Source organism: Paenibacillus sp. EB106-05-06-XG162, from assembly GCF_058791655.1.
This window is the reverse complement of the sequence record NZ_JBYTDT010000008.1, coordinates 182,933-199,787: the sequence shown is the minus strand read 5'-3', so window position 1 is coordinate 199,787 and position 16,855 is coordinate 182,933. Positions and strand designations below refer to the sequence as shown.

Genomic DNA, 16,855 nt, shown 5'->3' with positions numbered 1-16,855 from the left:
TTCAGGTTCTTCTTCGATTATGAAACTAAAATAATAAATAAGAGTTCAAAATTCGACTTGCTAGCACCTGAAAGTTTCCAAAGGAAACTCTCATCGGAAGCATAATCTTAGGTTGCGAGAACCTAAAGCCAGGCTTACGAAGCGAGTTTTTCTACGAAAAACTTTCAGGAGGAGCGGAGTTTAGGAGAAACCTAAATGAGCACCTGAAATGTTTCTGAAGGAAACATCCTTCGTAAGCATATGCTGTTCAAGGGTGAACGCAAGATTCGATGCCGAATATCCTTCTCGATTATTCTTCGTGATAGTAAGATGAATTTTGAACCACCATTAGACTCTTAAGAATTTGCGGATGGAGACGGTTGACCCCCAAACCCCAATCAAGACACCTAATCCGAGGATAACCCCACCTACCGATAACCATAGCTCTTGCAGTGGCATCAGCTTAATCAGCATAAGTCCAAGCTCCACCTGTGTGAGCTTCACTAGACGATAGTAACCGGTGAACAGAATCCCAATCGTAACCGCGGAACCCAAAAATCCAATCAAGGCACCCTCAATAAAAAATGGCACACGGATAAAGTGGTTCGTTGCGCCCACCAGCTTCATGATACCGATCTCTCGACGACGCGCAATGATGGTCACTTTGATCGTATTCGAAATTAAGAACATCGACGTAATCGCAAGACCCGCCACGACGATGAGACCCGCATTCCGGATCGTGTCCGTCACGGCGAACATCTTCTCAACAGTGCCTTCACCATATTTGACTTTAGCAATGACTTTCTCGGTCGTCGTCTTCTTGAGCTCTTCAATTTTCTTCGCTACAGTCGGAATAGTCGTTGGTTCCAAGACATCGACAACCAATGTATCTGGCAGCGGATTCGTATCCTCCGTATATCCGGATAACAGCTCCTTACCGTCTTCACCTAAATTTTCACGGAAGATCTTCATGCCCTCTTCCTTCGTGACAACCTCTACCTTGCTGACTTCACTCATGTTGCCGATTTCGGTATGTAATTGCTCCCGCTGCTCTTTCGTCGTGTTCGGCTCCAAGTACACTTGGATTTGAACCTGACTCTCGACTTGTCCAGCGAGCGCGTTAATGTTCAGTGATAAGACCAAGAATACACCTAATATAAATAGAGAAATGACGATCGAGCTAATGGAAGCAAAGGACATCCATCCATTGCGAATCACATTCTTCGCGCCTTCCCGCAAGTGTCGAAGTATTGTTCTAAATGTCATAGCCGTAATCTCCTCGCACTTGATCTCGCACGATTTGGCCGCCTTCGATCGCGATAACACGTTTACGAATCGTATTTACAATCTCTTTGTTATGCGTTGCCATAATAATCGTCGTTCCGCGGAAATTAATCTCTTCCAGCAGGTTCATAATGCCCCACGATGTCTCAGGGTCTAAATTCCCCGTCGGCTCATCCGCGACAATCACGGATGGATTATTCACGATCGCGCGAGCAATCGAGATCCGCTGCTGCTCACCACCTGAGAGCTGGGCCGGAAGGCTGTTCGCCTTACTTTTCAACCCGACCAGATCCAGCACTTCGCTCACGCGACGCTTAATCAGCTTGCGCGGGGCTTCAATCACTTCCATGGCAAACGCAATATTCTCGAATGCCGTCAAATTCGGCAATAACCTAAAATCTTGGAATACAACGCCGATGTTACGGCGTACATAAGGAATCTTACGCTGCTTCAGCCGGCCTACATTAAAACCGTTCACTGAAATTTGACCCTTTGTTGGAACTTCTTCTCTATAAATAAGCTTCATAAATGTCGATTTACCAGCACCAGACGGTCCTACCAGATACACAAATTCATTTCGGTCAATACGAACTGAAACCCCGCGAAGGGCATGTGTTCCGTCCGCATACGTCTTCCATATATCCTGCATTTCAATCACAATATCACTCCCGGAACATAGTTAGCCCTTAATATATTCGACACATTACCCAAAATTCCTTTATTCCCATGTGATTTCCAACAAGTTTCGAGCGTTTCATAAATCGTTCAGAATGAAAATCATCTTGAAAATCGAACCAGCATATACATGAAACAAGGGTTGATTTTTAAAGATAAATTCAGAGGAGCGTTCAGCAAATGAAACGGATTCATATCGGATTCATCGTAGTAGCATTCATCGTATTGGTCGGTGTTGGCACGTGGGGTTGGCTGCACAGTTATGCATCGCAATCCACATTGCCGAAGGGCGTAACACTCGCAAATTGGAACGTTGGCGACATGAAAATGAACGAAGTGATCGCAGCTTATCAGCAGCAGATTGAGCAGCTTAACGAAAAGAAAATCACACTAAGAATCGATGCACCGAAGGCTGTCGAACGGGTTGTCACGATGAAGCAGCTCGGCGTAACGTTCGAGGAATCGGGATTATTACAAGAGATGAAGAAATTAACCGAAGGAAATCTGTGGGACCGCGTGCAATATCGCTACTCGATGCCTAAACAATGGAATCTCATCGTCAAGTGGGATGACACCGCCTTGATGAAGCAATATGATGCCGCTTGGGAGAAAAAATATATGGGACAGTCCGTGAATGCCGTACGGCTTATCAGCCCGCAAGATGTCGTCAGCTACATACCAGACCAGTCGGCCAATCGTATTGATTGGGAGCGAACCAAACAAGATATTGCGAAGCAAATTCCGCATGAATTTATAAGCGAGACAGCGGCAAAACAAGTTGCTACGGTTCAATTCACACTCAAGGAGATGCCTGCCAAAATCACACTCGATGCACTTAAGGCAGAGGGTGTCGAGCGCAAAATCATGGAGTTCACAACAAGCTTCGCAACGAGCACACAGGGTCGGGTGTACAATGTTACCGCCGCAGCCAAGACGCTGAACAATACCATTCTCAAACCTGGTGACGTATTCGATTACGGCAAAATCATTGCGGCAACAGAAAAGAAATTCGGTTTTCGTGAAGCCCCGGTTATTTTCAAAGGGAAGCTCATTCCCGGAATCGGGGGCGGGATCTGTCAAGTATCAAGTACCCTTTATAACGCTGTCATACGTACAGGGCTTCAAATTGTCGAACGGCGCAATCATTCTCTACCTGTAAGCTATCTGCCGATTGGGCTAGATGCGACGTTCTCCGAAGGCAATATTAACTTCCGCTTCAAGAACACGACAGGCAAAACCCTGCTTATTCGCGCAGAAGTTGTCAATAAAGAGCTGACCATCAAACTTTTCGGTACGATGGATAAAGATACGCGTTACGATATCAGCTCTAGTACGGTTAAAGTCCTCGAACCTCCGGTCAAATATGTCGTCGATAGCAGCCTGCCGGCCGGCGGACGTGAAGTCCTCTCAGAGGGCAAGCAAGGATTTATTGTAGAAACTTATCGGACGCTGACGAAGAACGGGAAAGTAATCGAGAAGAAGCGCATTTCACGTGATACGTACCAGCCTCAGCCCATGCTCGTCGCGGTTAATAATGGCGAGGAAGTATCGAACTCCAAATCGAAGGATGATACGAAGGAAATTTTGGAGGACGGCGTTTCTTGAAAAAACTAGTTCTTACCCTCGCAGATCGGTTATAATGAATACCGTGTTTTCGGGCGCCGTGCTAATGCCTCGGTGCCGTCGGACCAAACGAAACAACATCATCGCTCTTCATCGGGCGATGTGCGAAGGCAGGGTGTGCAACATGCAGGAAATCATCATGAAAGATCGCCCTTTCGGTGCGCGCGCGGAAGCGAAAATACCGCGTGCGCCATGGACGGATGGAAGAACAAGCGCGGAAGCTGTCCCGAATACGGCGGCTGACGCGTTTTATTTTCGTGCGCTGGAGGAGCGAGGTATCACGTTAAATGAATCGCAAATTCAAGCCGTTCGGCATGGTGACGGACCGTTATTGACCATCGCAGGGGCCGGCTCTGGCAAGACATCGGTTCTGGTCAGCCGGACAGGCTATCTCATCGCAGTGCGCAAGGTGGCGCCTCGTAATATCTTACTCGTTACTTTCACGAGTAAAGCCGCAGCGGAGATGAAGTCGCGGATTGCACGGCTTCCAGGAATATCGCCTCGTGCAGCGAATGAAGTCCAAGCCCGGACCTTCCATGCCTTCTTCTTGATGATTCTGAAGCATCATGGATATACCCAGCGCTTATTAAGCGAGACAAGGTTCCAGCAGATCGTCATGAAGCGCATCCTGCGTGAGCTCGGCTTGCACCAATCCTATGAGCCCGAGACTGTGCTCGCCCTACTCTCTTCCTATAAGATGAAATGCGTCCTACTCGATGAGCTGCCGGAGCAATCTCTCGAAGAGCGAGACTTAAAGGCAGCGATGCTCCGGTATGAGACCTGGAAGAAAGAGACCCATCAGATGGATTTCGATGATGTCCTCGTCTTCGCTCATCAACTGCTGCTTGAGAATACCTCACTCCTCGCCTCCTTGCAGCGGCGCTTCCAATATGTGATGGCCGATGAATTCCAGGATACGAATCATCTACAATATGTGCTGCTGCGCATGATCGTTGCAGGCAACCGCAATCTGATGGTCGTCGGGGATGATGATCAGACGATCTATACGTTCAACGGCGCGGAGCATACGTTTATATTGAATTTCCATTTGGAATATCCAGAGACGAAGACAATCACGCTCGACATTAACTATCGGTCGAACGCGAATATTGTCGGGCTCGGCAACGCCGTCATCGTCCACAATAAAGAACGGAAAGTCAAAACCTTGAAGGTCAGCGGGGAACAGCATAAAGAATGGCGCGAAGACGACTTTAAGCCGCAGTATATGCGCCCAGGCGGCACCGATGAAGAAGCAGAGCTCATCGTGCGGCATATACAGGAACAGATCGCATACGAGCAATTCGACTATCGGGAGATTGCCATTCTCCATCGTACCGCAAGCAGCAGCCGTGCTATGTTCGAGCAGCTGGTCCTAAGCGAGATGCCGTTCGTGCAATACGGCGCGGGGCCTCTCTTCTATGATCAGTGGCTGGTGAAACCCGTCATGGACCATCTGAGGCTCGCCTTGAACCCGAGGGATATGGTCTCGCTCGAGAGCGCCGTCGCGGCGCTTTACGTCTCACGCGAAGCTGGTAGCGCATATATCCAACGCCAGGATAAGCTGAAGCCGAAGAAATATCCGCTCATCCATTTGCAGGATTGGCCAGAGCTGAAGAGCTATCAGCGAGATGCCGTGAAGGAGCGTATTCGGTTGATCAAATCGCTCAAAGCGATGAAACCGATCTTCGCGATTCAAGAAATTCGTCGTCAATTCTATGAGAAATACGTCGAAGTGCATGATGTGCATAAATGGACGCAGCATAAGGAGACACTGACGGAGACATTAGATGAACTGGAATCCGCGACCAAGCGATTCGATACGGTGGAAGCCTTTATCGCCTTCGTCGACGAGATGTCCGCGAAGCATACGGAAATGACCGAGCTGATGCACAATAAAGATGCCGATGCCATCACGCTCATGACGATTCACCGCTCGAAGGGCCTCGAATTCCCATGCGTCTATCTCATCGGCGCATCCGAAGGAATTCTGCCGCACAGCTCTGCGCTGCAGGAAGCAGAAGAGCCGAAGGGCGACGCGAAGCGCGGTGAACGAGCGATGCGGCGCATGAAGATGCGGACTGAGCGGCGAGGCGAGGGCCGTGGCGGTGATGACGCCGAAGCCATGGCTGCGCGCAGCGAGATCGCAGCTGCTACAAGCGAAGCGGCAGGCGGCATGTCTACCGCCGCTGCCGCGCTAGAAGAAGAGCGACGTCTCGCGTACGTCGCTGTCACCCGGGCGCAGGAGGAGCTGTACATCAGCTCCCCCGCGCACTACCGCGGCAAAAAAGCGGACGTATCCCGCTTTTTTGCCGCAGCCTTTGGCGGCGCCGTGCCGGAGCGCCGCCCAGCCGCCCCGCACGCGCGCACGACGACAGCGCGTGCGGGCGGGGCCCGCACCGCCGCGGCTCCCGCAGGCGCGGCGATGCGGCGCGTCCGTGCATGGCTGTGCACGGACGCGGGCTGCCCCGCGTGGATGCGTATGAATCCACGCGAGGCAGCTGACCCGGCAGCGGCGAGCAAGGCGTGCCCGCTGTGCAAGGGCCCCATGGCACCTGGAGAACGCCAGGTGCCTGCCCGAGACTAGCGTGGCTTAGTCAGGCCATTACCTATCTTTTATCCTTTTTCACGCATTAAACTTGATCAAATGAACTACTATTATTAGCCATCCTTCTTCAGGTGGTGCTCGCCTTCTATTTTTAGTACACTAGAAGTAGAGTATAACAGGATAGCGCATGACCCGGAAAGGAGCATCCTCTGATGGAATTATACCCCGCCCAATCAGACAACCAGGCGATGAAAATCCCGAGCAATCTGGATCACCTGATCTGTAAAATTGAACAATGGAACCAGGTTCCAACCTTGTACCAGCTGGCTCTCAAGGAGCTTGAGAATAAGATGAAGGTCATCGAAGCCGAATGGAAAATGCGAGATGGCTATTGTCCGATTGAACATACGAAGACGAGGATCAAATCCATCAACAGCGTTATTAAGAAGCTGGAGCGCAAAGGCATCGGCGTTACGATCGAGAACGCCATCACCCAGATCTACGACGTCGCAGGCATGCGAATCGTCTGTGCCTTCGTGAACGATATCTATATGATTCTAGATCACCTCAAGCAACGAGATGACTTGAGCATAATCGAGATTAAAGACTATATCGCGAATCCGAAGCCGAATGGTTATCAAAGTCTGCATGTCATCGTGCAGGTACCGCTTGTGTTATTCGAAGATACATGCTGGATTAGCGTCGAAATTCAGCTCCGCACCCTTGCGATGGATTTCTGGGCGAGTATGGAGCATATTATCTTCTATAAATATGACAAGGAAGTACCACCTCACGTGCTGCAAGAGCTCACGAAAGTAGCGCTCGCCGCCGACGATCTCGACAAGAAAATGTTCGCACTCCGCAAGGAAGTGCAGTCTTACAGCGTGACCCAAATCGAAGCGGAAGAGTCCCCTAAATCGATGTCCGTTCGCGACCTACTTTTCGACACGAACGACGCATAGATCAAATGCGGTTCCCCATACTAACCCTTATAGAGAGGGGGGAGAACCGCAGATGGCTAAGCAACAAGGACATGCTCGTCAGAATACAACGACACGCACCAAAGACCGCAAAAGCGGCAAAGGCAAGGGCTAACATCCAATTATAGCTACAAACGGCCCGAGCCGATCTCTTCGACGAGGCGGTCCGAGCCGTTTTTCAATTTCTTTGCACTTGCTGCCAATCCGAATGATCGATAAATTTTTATATTTGCAAAAAGTCATGTATGAAACGCTATTCCCATGAGATAATACACCTATTCTGCATTGCCTCGTTCTTCAAATTCGCAACTTTTTCTCAATCTGAATTTTATCGTGTTTACATGGGCACTAAAATCCATTAAAATTTGAGTGACAAGACGTAATGAGGGCATCATAAACACTTAAACGCTTGATCACGGAACACATGTGTTATTGAAGCAAATCTTATTGACTTCATAAGAGGAGGAATGATGGATGAGTAACATTAAGTTGCAGCATATGATCGATAACACCGTATTGAAAGCAGACACTCGTAGGCAGGAGATTATTACGCTATGTGAGGAAGCTAGAACATATAATTTCGCTTCGGTATGCGTCAATCCAACGTGGGTTGAGCTTGCTGCGAAGGAACTTGAAGGATCCGACGTTAAGGTATGTACCGTTATTGGATTCCCACTTGGGGCGAATACACCCGAGACGAAAGCATTCGAAGTGCGTGATGCGATTAGCAAAGGCGCAGGAGAAGTGGATATGGTCATTAACATCGGGGCGCTGAAGGATCAGGACGATGCATTGGTCGAGCGTGATATTCGTGCGGTTGTTGAAGCCGCTGCAGGTAAAGCGCTCGTGAAGGTTATTATCGAAACTTGTCTGCTGACAGAAGAAGAGAAAGTCCGTGCGTGCAAAATTTCGGTGAAGGCTGGCGCAGATTTCGTCAAAACATCGACAGGCTTTTCAACAGGCGGAGCAACGATCGAAGATGTTGCGTTAATGCGCAAGACAGTCGGTGAGCATGTTGGCGTGAAAGCTTCTGGTGGTGTACGCAGTCTAGAAGACATGAACAACATGGTCAAGGCTGGAGCCAATCGAATTGGCACAAGCTCTGGCGTCAAAATTCTTCGTGGCGAGCAATCCACATCCTACTAAACGCCAAATATACAAAAAGCGGCTGAATGCGATTCAGCCGCTTTTTGTTGTATATCGAATGATCCGCCGATTATGGCAGAATCTCTTCGGTAAAATAATCCAATATCATACAGCCCGCCCCTTGCGCCACACTATTGTAGTCCGTTGTTGCCTTCGTAATCTCGATATGACTGTTCGGGTAATGCGCCATTCGCTTCAAGGCCGCATCGGACGCCACTTCGTAGAAGAGCGGTTTCGGGACGAGCGTCCCTCCGCAGACCACAACATCCGGATGCAAGAGGAAGATGAGGTTCGTAAGTCCGATGCCGAAATAATAAGCGGCTTCCTTGATCACTTCCAGACACAGCGGATCTTCTTGTTCAAGCGTATCTAGAATGTGATGGAAGTCGATCTCCTCCACGTCAGCCACCTGTTCTTGAAGGGATGAGTATTTCCCTCTCTTCATCTGCCGAATGACTTCATTCCGTATCGCCGGCAGACTGCTGTAGGCTTGCAGACATCCATAAGAGCCGCAGGAACAACGCTGCCCATGAATATCGACAATGATATGACCGAAGGCATCCTCCATACCGTTCTTATGGCTCACCATGCGGCCATTCTGAATGACACCGCAGCGAATCCCCATGTCGCTCGAGACGAACACGAGACTGTCCTTATCCTTCCAATGGTTCTTCCGATATTCTGCTAGAGCCGCCAGATTGGTTCCATTATCGAGCAGCACGAGCGTGTTATTTTGCTTCGTCAAATATTCTACAATATTTAGATCCCAGCCCTCCGCCTTGAACGAATGATGGTGGATCGCGCCCCGCTCAGGATCGATCGGATCCAGGACTCCTACGCCGATGCCAAGCAGTTTATCTCTATGGATATGATGTTCCGCGAGCAGAAGATCGATACACTCGGTTACGTAATTCAACGTGTACTCACCTGTGTACTTTTCATTCATCTTGAGCTTCTTGGATCCTAGAATATCGAGACTCAAATTCAGAAGCAGTACGGTAGTGTAAAGGTTGGTCACCTCAACGCCAATTAAATAATGGGCATTCGGATTGATCTCATACATCAGAGGCTTCCGCCCCCCGCTCGACTCCCCTAGACCGCTGTCCTGCACAAGCCCCACTTGCGCCAGCTCGTCCAACAGGCGTGCACAAGTTGTATGCTTGTAGCCCGTCATTTCTGACAGAATATTAATCCTTACCGCACCTAACTTGCGGATCAGGCTATATAGAAGTTTTAAGCTTTTCATCTTTGGCGATGTCACACCAACGAATTCCGTTAACATAATGCCCTCCAGAACAGTTCATTTTATCGGCTATGCCTCTCATTATACAACAAAAAAATGCCTAACAGCGGTTATGAGCCTCCCCTTTAATCATTTTCTGGTTTTTCTACACATCACCCTCCCAACTTTATCTATATATTTGAGTAAAGATGATTAATTTCACCAATTAATCGAACATTCTATAGATATTCATTTCTATCTTTTATTCAATTTGAATTTTTCTTATTTACTTTCAGGATAAGATCCGATACACTTGAACCATACTAAATGAATAAGCACTTAGGAGGTATGAGATTCATGCATAACTTAGAACAAATTAACGAAGCAAGCGATTTCCTACGAAACAAGACGGATTATCGTCCAACGATCGGTATGATTTTAGGTTCCGGCTTAGGCACACTTGCTGACGAGATTGAAAACCCTTTCAAAGTCCCATATAGCCAAATCCCGCACTTTGCAAAATCCGGTGCTGTAGGCCATGCGAATGAATTGGTCATCGGACAGCTTCAAGGCAAGACCGTTGTAGCGATGAAAGGCCGCTTCCACTACTACGAAGGTTTTACGCTCGATGAAGTGACATTCCCGGTTCGTGTCATGAAAGCATTAGGTGTGGAGAATATTCTCATCACCAATGCATGCGGAGCAGTTAATACGTCATTTAAGCCTGGCGATTTGATGCTCATTACCGATCACATTAATCTCGTGGGCACCAATCCCTTAATTGGACCAAATAATGATGCGCTCGGTACACGTTTCCCTGACGTCTCCCAAGTCTACAACCGTGAATTGCGTGCGCTTGCCGCTGAGGTTGCGAAGGAGCAAGACATGAGCTTGCAAGAAGGTGTCTATGCTTGGTGGAGCGGCCCGGCTTATGAGACGCCAGCTGAAATTCGGATGATTCGTACGCTTGGCGCCGATGCCGTCGGGATGTCAACGGTTCCTGAAGCAGTCGTTGCGGTGCATGGCAATATGAAGGTGCTCGGTATTTCCTGCTTAACGAATATGGCTTGCGGGATTCTCGATCAACCTTTGAATCATGAAGAAGTGATCGAAGTCGCAAGCCAAGTAAGAGCGAAATTCGTGGAACTCGTCAAAGGCATTTTGCGCAAAATGAAGTAAAGAGGCGACAATCCTTCAATTTATATCGGCTTCACTAGCTCGGGTAACCGAGTAGCTATATTTAACACCCAAGCCAAAAAGACCCTGAACCGCCAAAGTTCACAGGGTCTTTTTTGTTATTTTAAAAAGCCATTTTTTGTGCCTATTCTTCTACGCTTTCGTCGAACCCGTATCATCAAGGTATTGTTCCAACGTCACGCCTGCAGCTGCAATTTCCTTCGCCAGATCTACGCCGACATAACGAATATGCCAAGGCTCATAGACATAGCCGGTAACATCCTCTTTCCCTTCGAGATAACGAATAATGAATCCGTACTCCGCAGCATGCTCTGCAAGCCACTTGCCTTCCGTCGTATCCCCGAACATCTGCTCAAGGCCGAAGCTTGCACTCTCACTAGATACATCCATCGCAAGACCTGTCTGATGTTCACTTTTCCCAGGAACCGCACTTACCTTCTCTGCGTATTCACGACCGTTTCTTTTCACATTGCTGTTAAACACAGTCACTTGGCGTTTATACGAGCGGTACCCCGATACGGCAAACAGATGAATCCCATCCTGCTTCCCGCCTTCGAACAGCTTCTCCAGCGCTTCAGCAGCTTCTTTGCGCATCAGACGCTTCTCTACTTTCTCATTAAAAGAAAACTTCACATTCGGCTCCACCAAGTCAGGCGGTTCATAGCCATCGGGCAAGGATCGTTGTTTGTTGACAACGACTGCCATGGATTCCGGATTCGTCACTACTTCTTTATCCCCCTGCTGGGTAACTGTCTTGCTAAGCGCATATTCACTAGCAAGCGTTGATTGAGTCTTATCTCCGTCAGGTTTCTCCTGTTGTTCTCCCGTATTCCCCTGCTGCTCCTCTGCCGACGTCTCAGAATCGGCATGTACCGATTGAACGATTTCTGTCGATTTACAAGCAGTCAAGCCGACACATAGCGCGAGTAACATCGACATCAGCACCCGTTTCTTGACTTTGTTCATCACAGTCTCTCCCTACTCTTCACATGTTGATAGCTCTTTTAAGTATAATCGAGTGGAAAATAGGGGTCAACATCCGACAAATTCTATCAAAAATGCAAAAATGTCCATTCGACGAAAACTTGCATTGACAGCATTACCCAGGCAGGCCTACAATACAGTTTATTATATTGCTAAGGTAGGCGAACCCTTTGGATTCTAAGGCTCCACGCCTGAATCAAGAAGGGTTCTTCCAGCACTCGGAACGTATCGTCTCCCTCGTCCTTCAGAGGATGTACAGCATGGAAGAAAGGTGTGATCCGCAGGGTGACAAATGCAAAGAGCGCAACTGCTGCGCAGACGGTATTCCCGATTATATTCGCGGTATGCTTCGTCCATTTATTGAATGATACCGTCCAGGCGGTCATTCCTTCGATTTACCCGATCCTAAAAGTATCGCTAGATCTCAGCTATACCCAGATCGGTCTCATCGGATTTGCGCTAAGCGGCACGGCGTCGGTCCTTCAACCCATCATTGGCTTGTACACCGACCGCAGACCAATGCCTTACCTGCTGCCGATCGGCGTCGTATTTACACTTGCTGGTGTCATCAGCGTCGCATTCGCGTCCCATTTCTTGATGGTCATGCTCGCCGTTATTCTCATCGGAATCGGCTCTGCGATTTTCCATCCGGAATCCTCAAGGGTAGCATTCCTAGCTGCCGGCCCACGCAAAGGCATGGCGCAGTCCATTTTCCAATTTGGCGGGAACGCCGGGCAAGCCCTTGCACCGATTATGACGATCCTGATCTTCGCCAAAGTCGGTCAATTCGGAGCCATTTGGTTCTCTTTTGCCTCGATTATCGCGATTGTCGTCCAATTCTTCGTCGGCAGATGGTATGCAGGATATCTACATACGGCACAGCTTGAGCGCAAACAAAATGTGAAAGTCATCAAGGCGAACCCACTCAATCGGAACGCAACGGCATTTGCGATCTTCATCTTAATGCTCTTATTGTTCTCAAAGAACGTCTATACGGCGGCGATCTCGAATTACTACTCGTTCTATTTAATGGAACATTTCCATGTTAGTCTGCAAATGGCACAGGTCGTGCTGTTCGTCTTCTTGATTTCGAATGTCATCGGGCTTCTCATCGGTGGGGCACTGACGGATCGATTCGGACGGAGGAATATTATCTGGTTCTCCATTCTCGGCACAGCACCTTTCTCCCTTGCGCTGCCTTACGCGAATTTCACGGTATCGATCATCTTGCTCGTTCTCGTCGGATTGATCTTATCCTCCGCGTTCTCGATTATTGTCGTCTACGCACATGAGCTGCTGCCAGGCAAGGTCGGTCTCGTGTCGGGCATTTTCTTCGGCATCTCGTTCGGACTTGGCGGAATTGGCACGGCGTTTCTGGGAAATCTAGCGGATACAGCAGGAATCCCGTACATCATGCAGCTTACTTCCTATCTGCCGCTGCTCGGTCTCTTAACCGTCTTCCTACCAACCGACCAGAAGCTGAGCCAGTCCTAAATCAGAACTCGTAATTCATAGAAACAACGCTTACAATAGTTGAATAGAAGACTCTAAGATTCAGAAAGAAGGGATTCACCGTGCAGAACGATTCCGCCGTCAAGACGGTATCCATGGAAGATATCATCTTGGCGCATCACATGCTGAAAAATGTCATCACACGCACTCCGCTGCAGCATGATGCCAAATTATCCGAAAAGTATGGTTGTAACGTCTATATCAAACGTGAGGACCTTCAAATTGTCCGATCGTTCAAATTACGTGGTGCTTATAATCTCATTCGGAACTTGTCCGAGTTAGAGCTCCAACAAGGCATCGTCTGCGCAAGTGCAGGGAACCATGCGCAAGGTGTCGCATTCTCATGTAATGCACTGCAAATTCAAGGCAAGATCTTCATGCCAAGCACGACGCCAAGGCAGAAAATCACGCAAGTGAAGCGATTCGGAGGTTCTTACGTTGAGGTCATTCTAACGGGAGATACCTATGATGATGCTTATGACGCGGCGATGAAGACTTGTGAGGAGCATGGCATGAAATTCGTGCATCCTTTTGATGATCCGAAGATTATTGCGGGCAACGGGACGGTAGGTATGGAGATTTTCGAGAAATTGGATACGCCAGCCGACTACGTCTTCGTTACCATTGGGGGCGGCGGACTCGCAGCGGGGGTCGGTACGTATGTGAAAGCCGTCAGTCCTTCGACCAAAATGATCGGCGTCGAACCGCTTGGGGCTGCTTCCATGCAGGAATCGCTAAGACTGGGTGAAGTTGTGCCTTTGGACAATATCGATAAATTCGTAGATGGCGCTGCGGTCAAACGTGTCGGCAATCTCACCTTTGATATATGTAAAGATCTGATCGATGATATCGTTCTGGTCCCTGAAGGCAAAGCTTGTACGACCATTCTCGATCTTTATAACGAAAACGCCATCGTCGTCGAACCGGCAGGATCACTGCCGATCGCAGCACTCGACTACTACCGAGACGAAATTCGCGGGAAAACGGTCGTCTGTGTCATCAGCGGCGGCAACAATGATATCGACCGGATGCAGGAAATTAAAGAACGCTCGTTAATTTTCGAAGGCTTGAAACATTATTTCGTCCTTAATTTCCCGCAGCGGGCTGGTGCATTACGTGAATTCCTCGATGATGTATTAGGTCCGAATGATGATATTACACGATTCGAATATACGAAGAAGAATGATAAGAACAACGGTCCCGCACTCGTCGGCATCGAGCTGAAGCATCGCGAGGATTATGACGCTTTAATCGCCAACATGAAGAAGAAGGGTATTACCTATAACGAAATTAACAATGATCCGGTCTTGTTCAATCTATTGATTTGATCCATTCGCACGCGTGTGTCGCAGCGGATAAGCATAGAAGAAGATCAGTCCAATCAGCAGCGCTAGAATCGGGATTCCGCTAAGCATCCAGCGGATCCCAGCGGCAACGCTGTCCGGCTGTACCGCACTCGCAGCACTGTAACCGCTCCGCTCCAAGACGAACCCCATCACGACCGCTTGCAAGGACACGCCCCACCGCACAATAAACCCATTCATCCCGTAATACATCCCTTCCCGACGTTCACCCGTACGACGTTCATCTTCATCAATGACTTCGGCCAGCATCACATCGAGCAAGACCATGACACCTGCGAGAACCGCACCGAATCCCGCTGCCGTAGCAATCGCACCCGGTATACTTCCAACCCACATAAATGGAAGAAGCGCGGCAATGAACAATACGGTTGTCGCAAGGGCAATGAATCGCGTTCCCCACTTCGCAATGCCACGACTCCAAGGATAGATCAAGACCATGGCCACCGCGAAAATCGTACCGAGCATGATCGTATTCATCGTATCCGCTTCATGCAGCACATATTTGGTGAAGAACGGAATGGCTGCGGGCAACAGCGCGAAGCAGAACTGCACGCAGAAGCTACCGAGGACGTAACGGACGAAAGCTTTATTCGTCGCCGTGTAGCGAATCGCTTGACCAACCGAGAACGTAACGACTTTTACATCAGCGCGCTCCTTCGAACCGAGCCAGGAGATAAAGAAGAAGACGGCGACGATCACGCCGAACATAACGCCCATGCTCACCCATCCCATCTGGGTGTAGAGAAGCGGCGGGATGGCGACTCCGACGACCATACCAATAATGCCGAAGAACTGGCGCCATGAAGACGCGGTCGCACGTTCACGAAGCGAAGTGAACATTTCCGGGAACAATGCTGTCCAGTTTAAGACGAGCATGACGGATACCATATCGTAGAGCATCACGATGATCAGGAAATACCAGAAGAGCGCTGCGCCCTCTACGAACGGTGTCCAGATGAGAGTAAACAGGAGCGCAACGGGTACGATCCCGGCGAGGATATAGGGTTTTCTGCGTCCCCATCGTGATGAGGTGCGATCGGATAGATGCCCGAAAATCGGGTTCATAACGGCACATACAATGCCATGGAAGACCATCGCGATACTAATGAGCGCAGGGCGTACACCGAGATGATCCACATAATAGAAAACGGCGTACGTCGCGAACATTTGCGCAATCAGATTAACAGGAAAATTACCACTGCAATAGGCGAGAATAGGACGAATCGAGAGCCGGTTTGTGTGCATAAGCACCTCTCCTTTACGAATTGCGCTGTGATTCCATCAGGTCACGCCACGAGATCAGACGAATACCCGCTTCCTGGATCGTCTTCTGAATCAGAGCATCGCGGAACAGCTTCGCCTCCATCCCTCGTTTCTGCGCATAGGGCATGATCGCCTCAAGCTCATCGGTCACGAAGGCTGGATGAATGATGATCTCCGTTAAGCCCGGCCGAATGTTTCGGAGCAGGTCCGCCATTTGCAGCCTAACATTCATGTACGTATCCCCTTCTTGCACCGCATAAGGTAATGACACGAGATCATCGATCATTTGGACGCCCCGCTCCTCCGCGAGTTGAATCCGAGCTGTCGCCATCGGCAGCAATGCCTCCGGGAACGACGCATCCTCGATCATTCGGCAGGGGAGTCGCAGCGGTAGACCGTAGTGAGTGCAGGCCTCAATGACCGTTTCCAGAAAATCACGTCCTGTCGCTAGCCCATACAAGCTGCCCATATGAATATCCAGATGCGTGGGCTGAATACCTAATGCGATTGCATGTTCAATCTGGGCGTATATCTCGCGATGCACTTCCTCCGCATTCGCTTGTTTCTCAAATGTCTCGCAGTCTTTCGGGAAGAACAATCCTTCATCGAGCAGGGAAGCTACCGTATCCCGCCCAGAAACCGGCCCCCACCGATATCCCTCCCATTCACTCGTAAACGTGAGATGCACCCCGATATCGAGCTGCGGGTTATTTTTACAGAATGTTGCCGCTTGCTTTGCCCATGGGCAGGGGATCATCACGGTCGCCGAGGAGATATCTCCCGCCAGCAGCAGCTTCTCAATGGCCGCATTCGCTGAACGACACATACCAAAATCATCCGCATTGACGATCAACAGTTTCTCCTCCGCACCATATCCTAATTTCTCCGATTGCAAGGCCATGGCTGCTGTCCCTCCTTCACGTTCCCGTTATTTTCTTACTAACCAATTTATGTGGAAACGTGTACAGATTATGCTCGTCGTTGATCAAGTTACTTCAGCTTTGCCGCTATCTTCTAACACGTACAACCCTACCCTACTAACCCTCAACCCGCTCGACACACGCCCTATATTGGATTTCTG

13 protein-coding genes are annotated in these 16,855 nt (G+C 49.3%); 7 read left to right on the top strand and 6 right to left on the bottom strand.

Features of this window, described 5'->3' with window-relative positions:
• Nucleotides 1-327 precede the first annotated feature (327 nt).
• A complete protein-coding gene (gene ftsX / locus AC3WU2_RS18335) occupies nucleotides 328-1,245 on the bottom strand; it encodes a permease-like cell division protein FtsX (RefSeq protein ID WP_379341873.1) in 918 nt (305 codons plus the stop codon).
• Nucleotides 1,235-1,921, bottom strand: a complete 687-nt coding sequence (gene ftsE, locus AC3WU2_RS18330; RefSeq protein WP_018758722.1) for a cell division ATP-binding protein FtsE — start codon at nucleotides 1,919-1,921, stop codon at nucleotides 1,235-1,237. The genes ftsX and ftsE overlap by 11 nt, the downstream gene beginning before the upstream one ends.
• A gap of 197 nt (nucleotides 1,922-2,118) precedes the next feature.
• Between ftsE and AC3WU2_RS18325 the strand changes: the two genes are divergently transcribed.
• The 4 genes from AC3WU2_RS18325 to deoC all read left to right on the top strand — a co-directional run bounded on the left by AC3WU2_RS18325 (nucleotide 2,119) and on the right by deoC (nucleotide 8,232).
• Nucleotides 2,119-3,543, top strand: coding sequence for a VanW family protein (locus AC3WU2_RS18325; RefSeq protein WP_492456537.1), 1,425 nt, complete (start codon nucleotides 2,119-2,121; stop codon nucleotides 3,541-3,543).
• 157 nt (nucleotides 3,544-3,700) lie between these two features.
• Nucleotides 3,701-6,145 carry a UvrD-helicase domain-containing protein gene (locus tag AC3WU2_RS18320; protein ID WP_492456536.1) on the top strand — a complete coding sequence of 815 codons (2,445 nt, stop codon included), beginning with the start codon at nucleotides 3,701-3,703 and terminating at the stop codon, nucleotides 6,143-6,145.
• A gap of 209 nt (nucleotides 6,146-6,354) precedes the next feature.
• Nucleotides 6,355-7,068 carry a GTP pyrophosphokinase gene (locus AC3WU2_RS18315; RefSeq protein ID WP_492456597.1) on the top strand — a complete coding sequence of 238 codons (714 nt, stop codon included), beginning with the start codon at nucleotides 6,355-6,357 and terminating at the stop codon, nucleotides 7,066-7,068.
• A 492-nt stretch (nucleotides 7,069-7,560) separates the two neighbouring features.
• Nucleotides 7,561-8,232: a deoxyribose-phosphate aldolase gene (gene deoC / locus AC3WU2_RS18310; protein WP_492456535.1), complete on the top strand. Its 672-nt coding sequence runs from the start codon at nucleotides 7,561-7,563 to the stop codon at nucleotides 8,230-8,232.
• A gap of 70 nt (nucleotides 8,233-8,302) precedes the next feature.
• On the opposite strand, the gene AC3WU2_RS18305 is transcribed toward deoC, so the two are convergent.
• Entirely contained in the window at nucleotides 8,303-9,514 is a 1,212-nt protein-coding gene (locus AC3WU2_RS18305) for an ROK family protein (RefSeq protein WP_492456534.1), read from the bottom strand.
• A 297-nt stretch (nucleotides 9,515-9,811) separates the two neighbouring features.
• Here AC3WU2_RS18305 and AC3WU2_RS18300 point away from each other — a divergent pair, with 297 nt between their 5' ends.
• Nucleotides 9,812-10,633, top strand: a complete 822-nt coding sequence (locus AC3WU2_RS18300; RefSeq protein WP_492456533.1) for a purine-nucleoside phosphorylase — start codon at nucleotides 9,812-9,814, stop codon at nucleotides 10,631-10,633.
• 150 nt (nucleotides 10,634-10,783) lie between these two features.
• Here AC3WU2_RS18300 and AC3WU2_RS18295 read toward each other — a convergent pair whose 3' ends face one another.
• Nucleotides 10,784-11,617 carry a M15 family metallopeptidase gene (locus AC3WU2_RS18295; RefSeq protein WP_018758729.1) on the bottom strand — a complete coding sequence of 278 codons (834 nt, stop codon included), beginning with the start codon at nucleotides 11,615-11,617 and terminating at the stop codon, nucleotides 10,784-10,786.
• A 303-nt stretch (nucleotides 11,618-11,920) separates the two neighbouring features.
• On the opposite strand from AC3WU2_RS18295, the gene AC3WU2_RS18290 reads away from it, so the two are divergent.
• Both AC3WU2_RS18290 and ilvA read left to right on the top strand, forming a co-directional pair.
• Nucleotides 11,921-13,129 carry an MFS transporter gene (locus AC3WU2_RS18290; RefSeq protein WP_492456532.1) on the top strand — a complete coding sequence of 403 codons (1,209 nt, stop codon included), beginning with the start codon at nucleotides 11,921-11,923 and terminating at the stop codon, nucleotides 13,127-13,129.
• 113 nt (nucleotides 13,130-13,242) lie between these two features.
• Nucleotides 13,243-14,475, top strand: coding sequence for a threonine ammonia-lyase IlvA (gene ilvA, locus AC3WU2_RS18285; RefSeq protein WP_040675745.1), 1,233 nt, complete (start codon nucleotides 13,243-13,245; stop codon nucleotides 14,473-14,475).
• On the opposite strand, the gene AC3WU2_RS18280 is transcribed toward ilvA, so the two are convergent.
• Together AC3WU2_RS18280 and AC3WU2_RS18275 are read right to left on the bottom strand one after the other, a co-directional pair.
• The gene (locus AC3WU2_RS18280; RefSeq protein WP_492456531.1) at nucleotides 14,464-15,756 is read right to left on the bottom strand and encodes an MFS transporter; all 1,293 of its coding nucleotides are present in this window, start codon (nucleotides 15,754-15,756) and stop codon (nucleotides 14,464-14,466) included. The two genes, ilvA and AC3WU2_RS18280, sit on opposite strands and share 12 nt — an antisense overlap.
• Nucleotides 15,757-15,769: 13 nt before the next feature.
• Nucleotides 15,770-16,675 carry a polysaccharide deacetylase family protein gene (locus AC3WU2_RS18275; RefSeq protein WP_492456530.1) on the bottom strand — a complete coding sequence of 302 codons (906 nt, stop codon included), beginning with the start codon at nucleotides 16,673-16,675 and terminating at the stop codon, nucleotides 15,770-15,772.
• Nucleotides 16,676-16,855 lie beyond the last annotated feature (180 nt).

Excerpts from the sequence above, each read along its gene's own strand:
- AC3WU2_RS18305 (WP_492456534.1), bottom strand. The coding sequence starts at position 9,514 with ATGTTAACGGAATTCGTTGGTGTGACATCGCCAAAGATGAAAAGCTTA.
- AC3WU2_RS18300 (WP_492456533.1), top strand. The coding sequence starts at position 9,812 with ATGCATAACTTAGAACAAATTAACGAAGCAAGCGATTTCCTACGAAAC.
- AC3WU2_RS18280 (WP_492456531.1), bottom strand. The coding sequence starts at position 15,756 with ATGCACACAAACCGGCTCTCGATTCGTCCTATTCTCGCCTATTGCAGT.
- AC3WU2_RS18325 (WP_492456537.1), top strand. The coding sequence starts at position 2,119 with ATGAAACGGATTCATATCGGATTCATCGTAGTAGCATTCATCGTATTG.
- AC3WU2_RS18320 (WP_492456536.1), top strand. The coding sequence starts at position 3,701 with ATGAAAGATCGCCCTTTCGGTGCGCGCGCGGAAGCGAAAATACCGCGT.
- deoC (WP_492456535.1), top strand. The coding sequence starts at position 7,561 with ATGAGTAACATTAAGTTGCAGCATATGATCGATAACACCGTATTGAAA.
- ilvA (WP_040675745.1), top strand. The coding sequence starts at position 13,243 with ATGGAAGATATCATCTTGGCGCATCACATGCTGAAAAATGTCATCACA.
- AC3WU2_RS18315 (WP_492456597.1), top strand. The coding sequence starts at position 6,355 with ATGAAAATCCCGAGCAATCTGGATCACCTGATCTGTAAAATTGAACAA.
- AC3WU2_RS18275 (WP_492456530.1), bottom strand. The coding sequence starts at position 16,675 with ATGGCCTTGCAATCGGAGAAATTAGGATATGGTGCGGAGGAGAAACTG.
- AC3WU2_RS18295 (WP_018758729.1), bottom strand. The coding sequence starts at position 11,617 with ATGAACAAAGTCAAGAAACGGGTGCTGATGTCGATGTTACTCGCGCTA.
- ftsX (WP_379341873.1), bottom strand. The coding sequence starts at position 1,245 with ATGACATTTAGAACAATACTTCGACACTTGCGGGAAGGCGCGAAGAAT.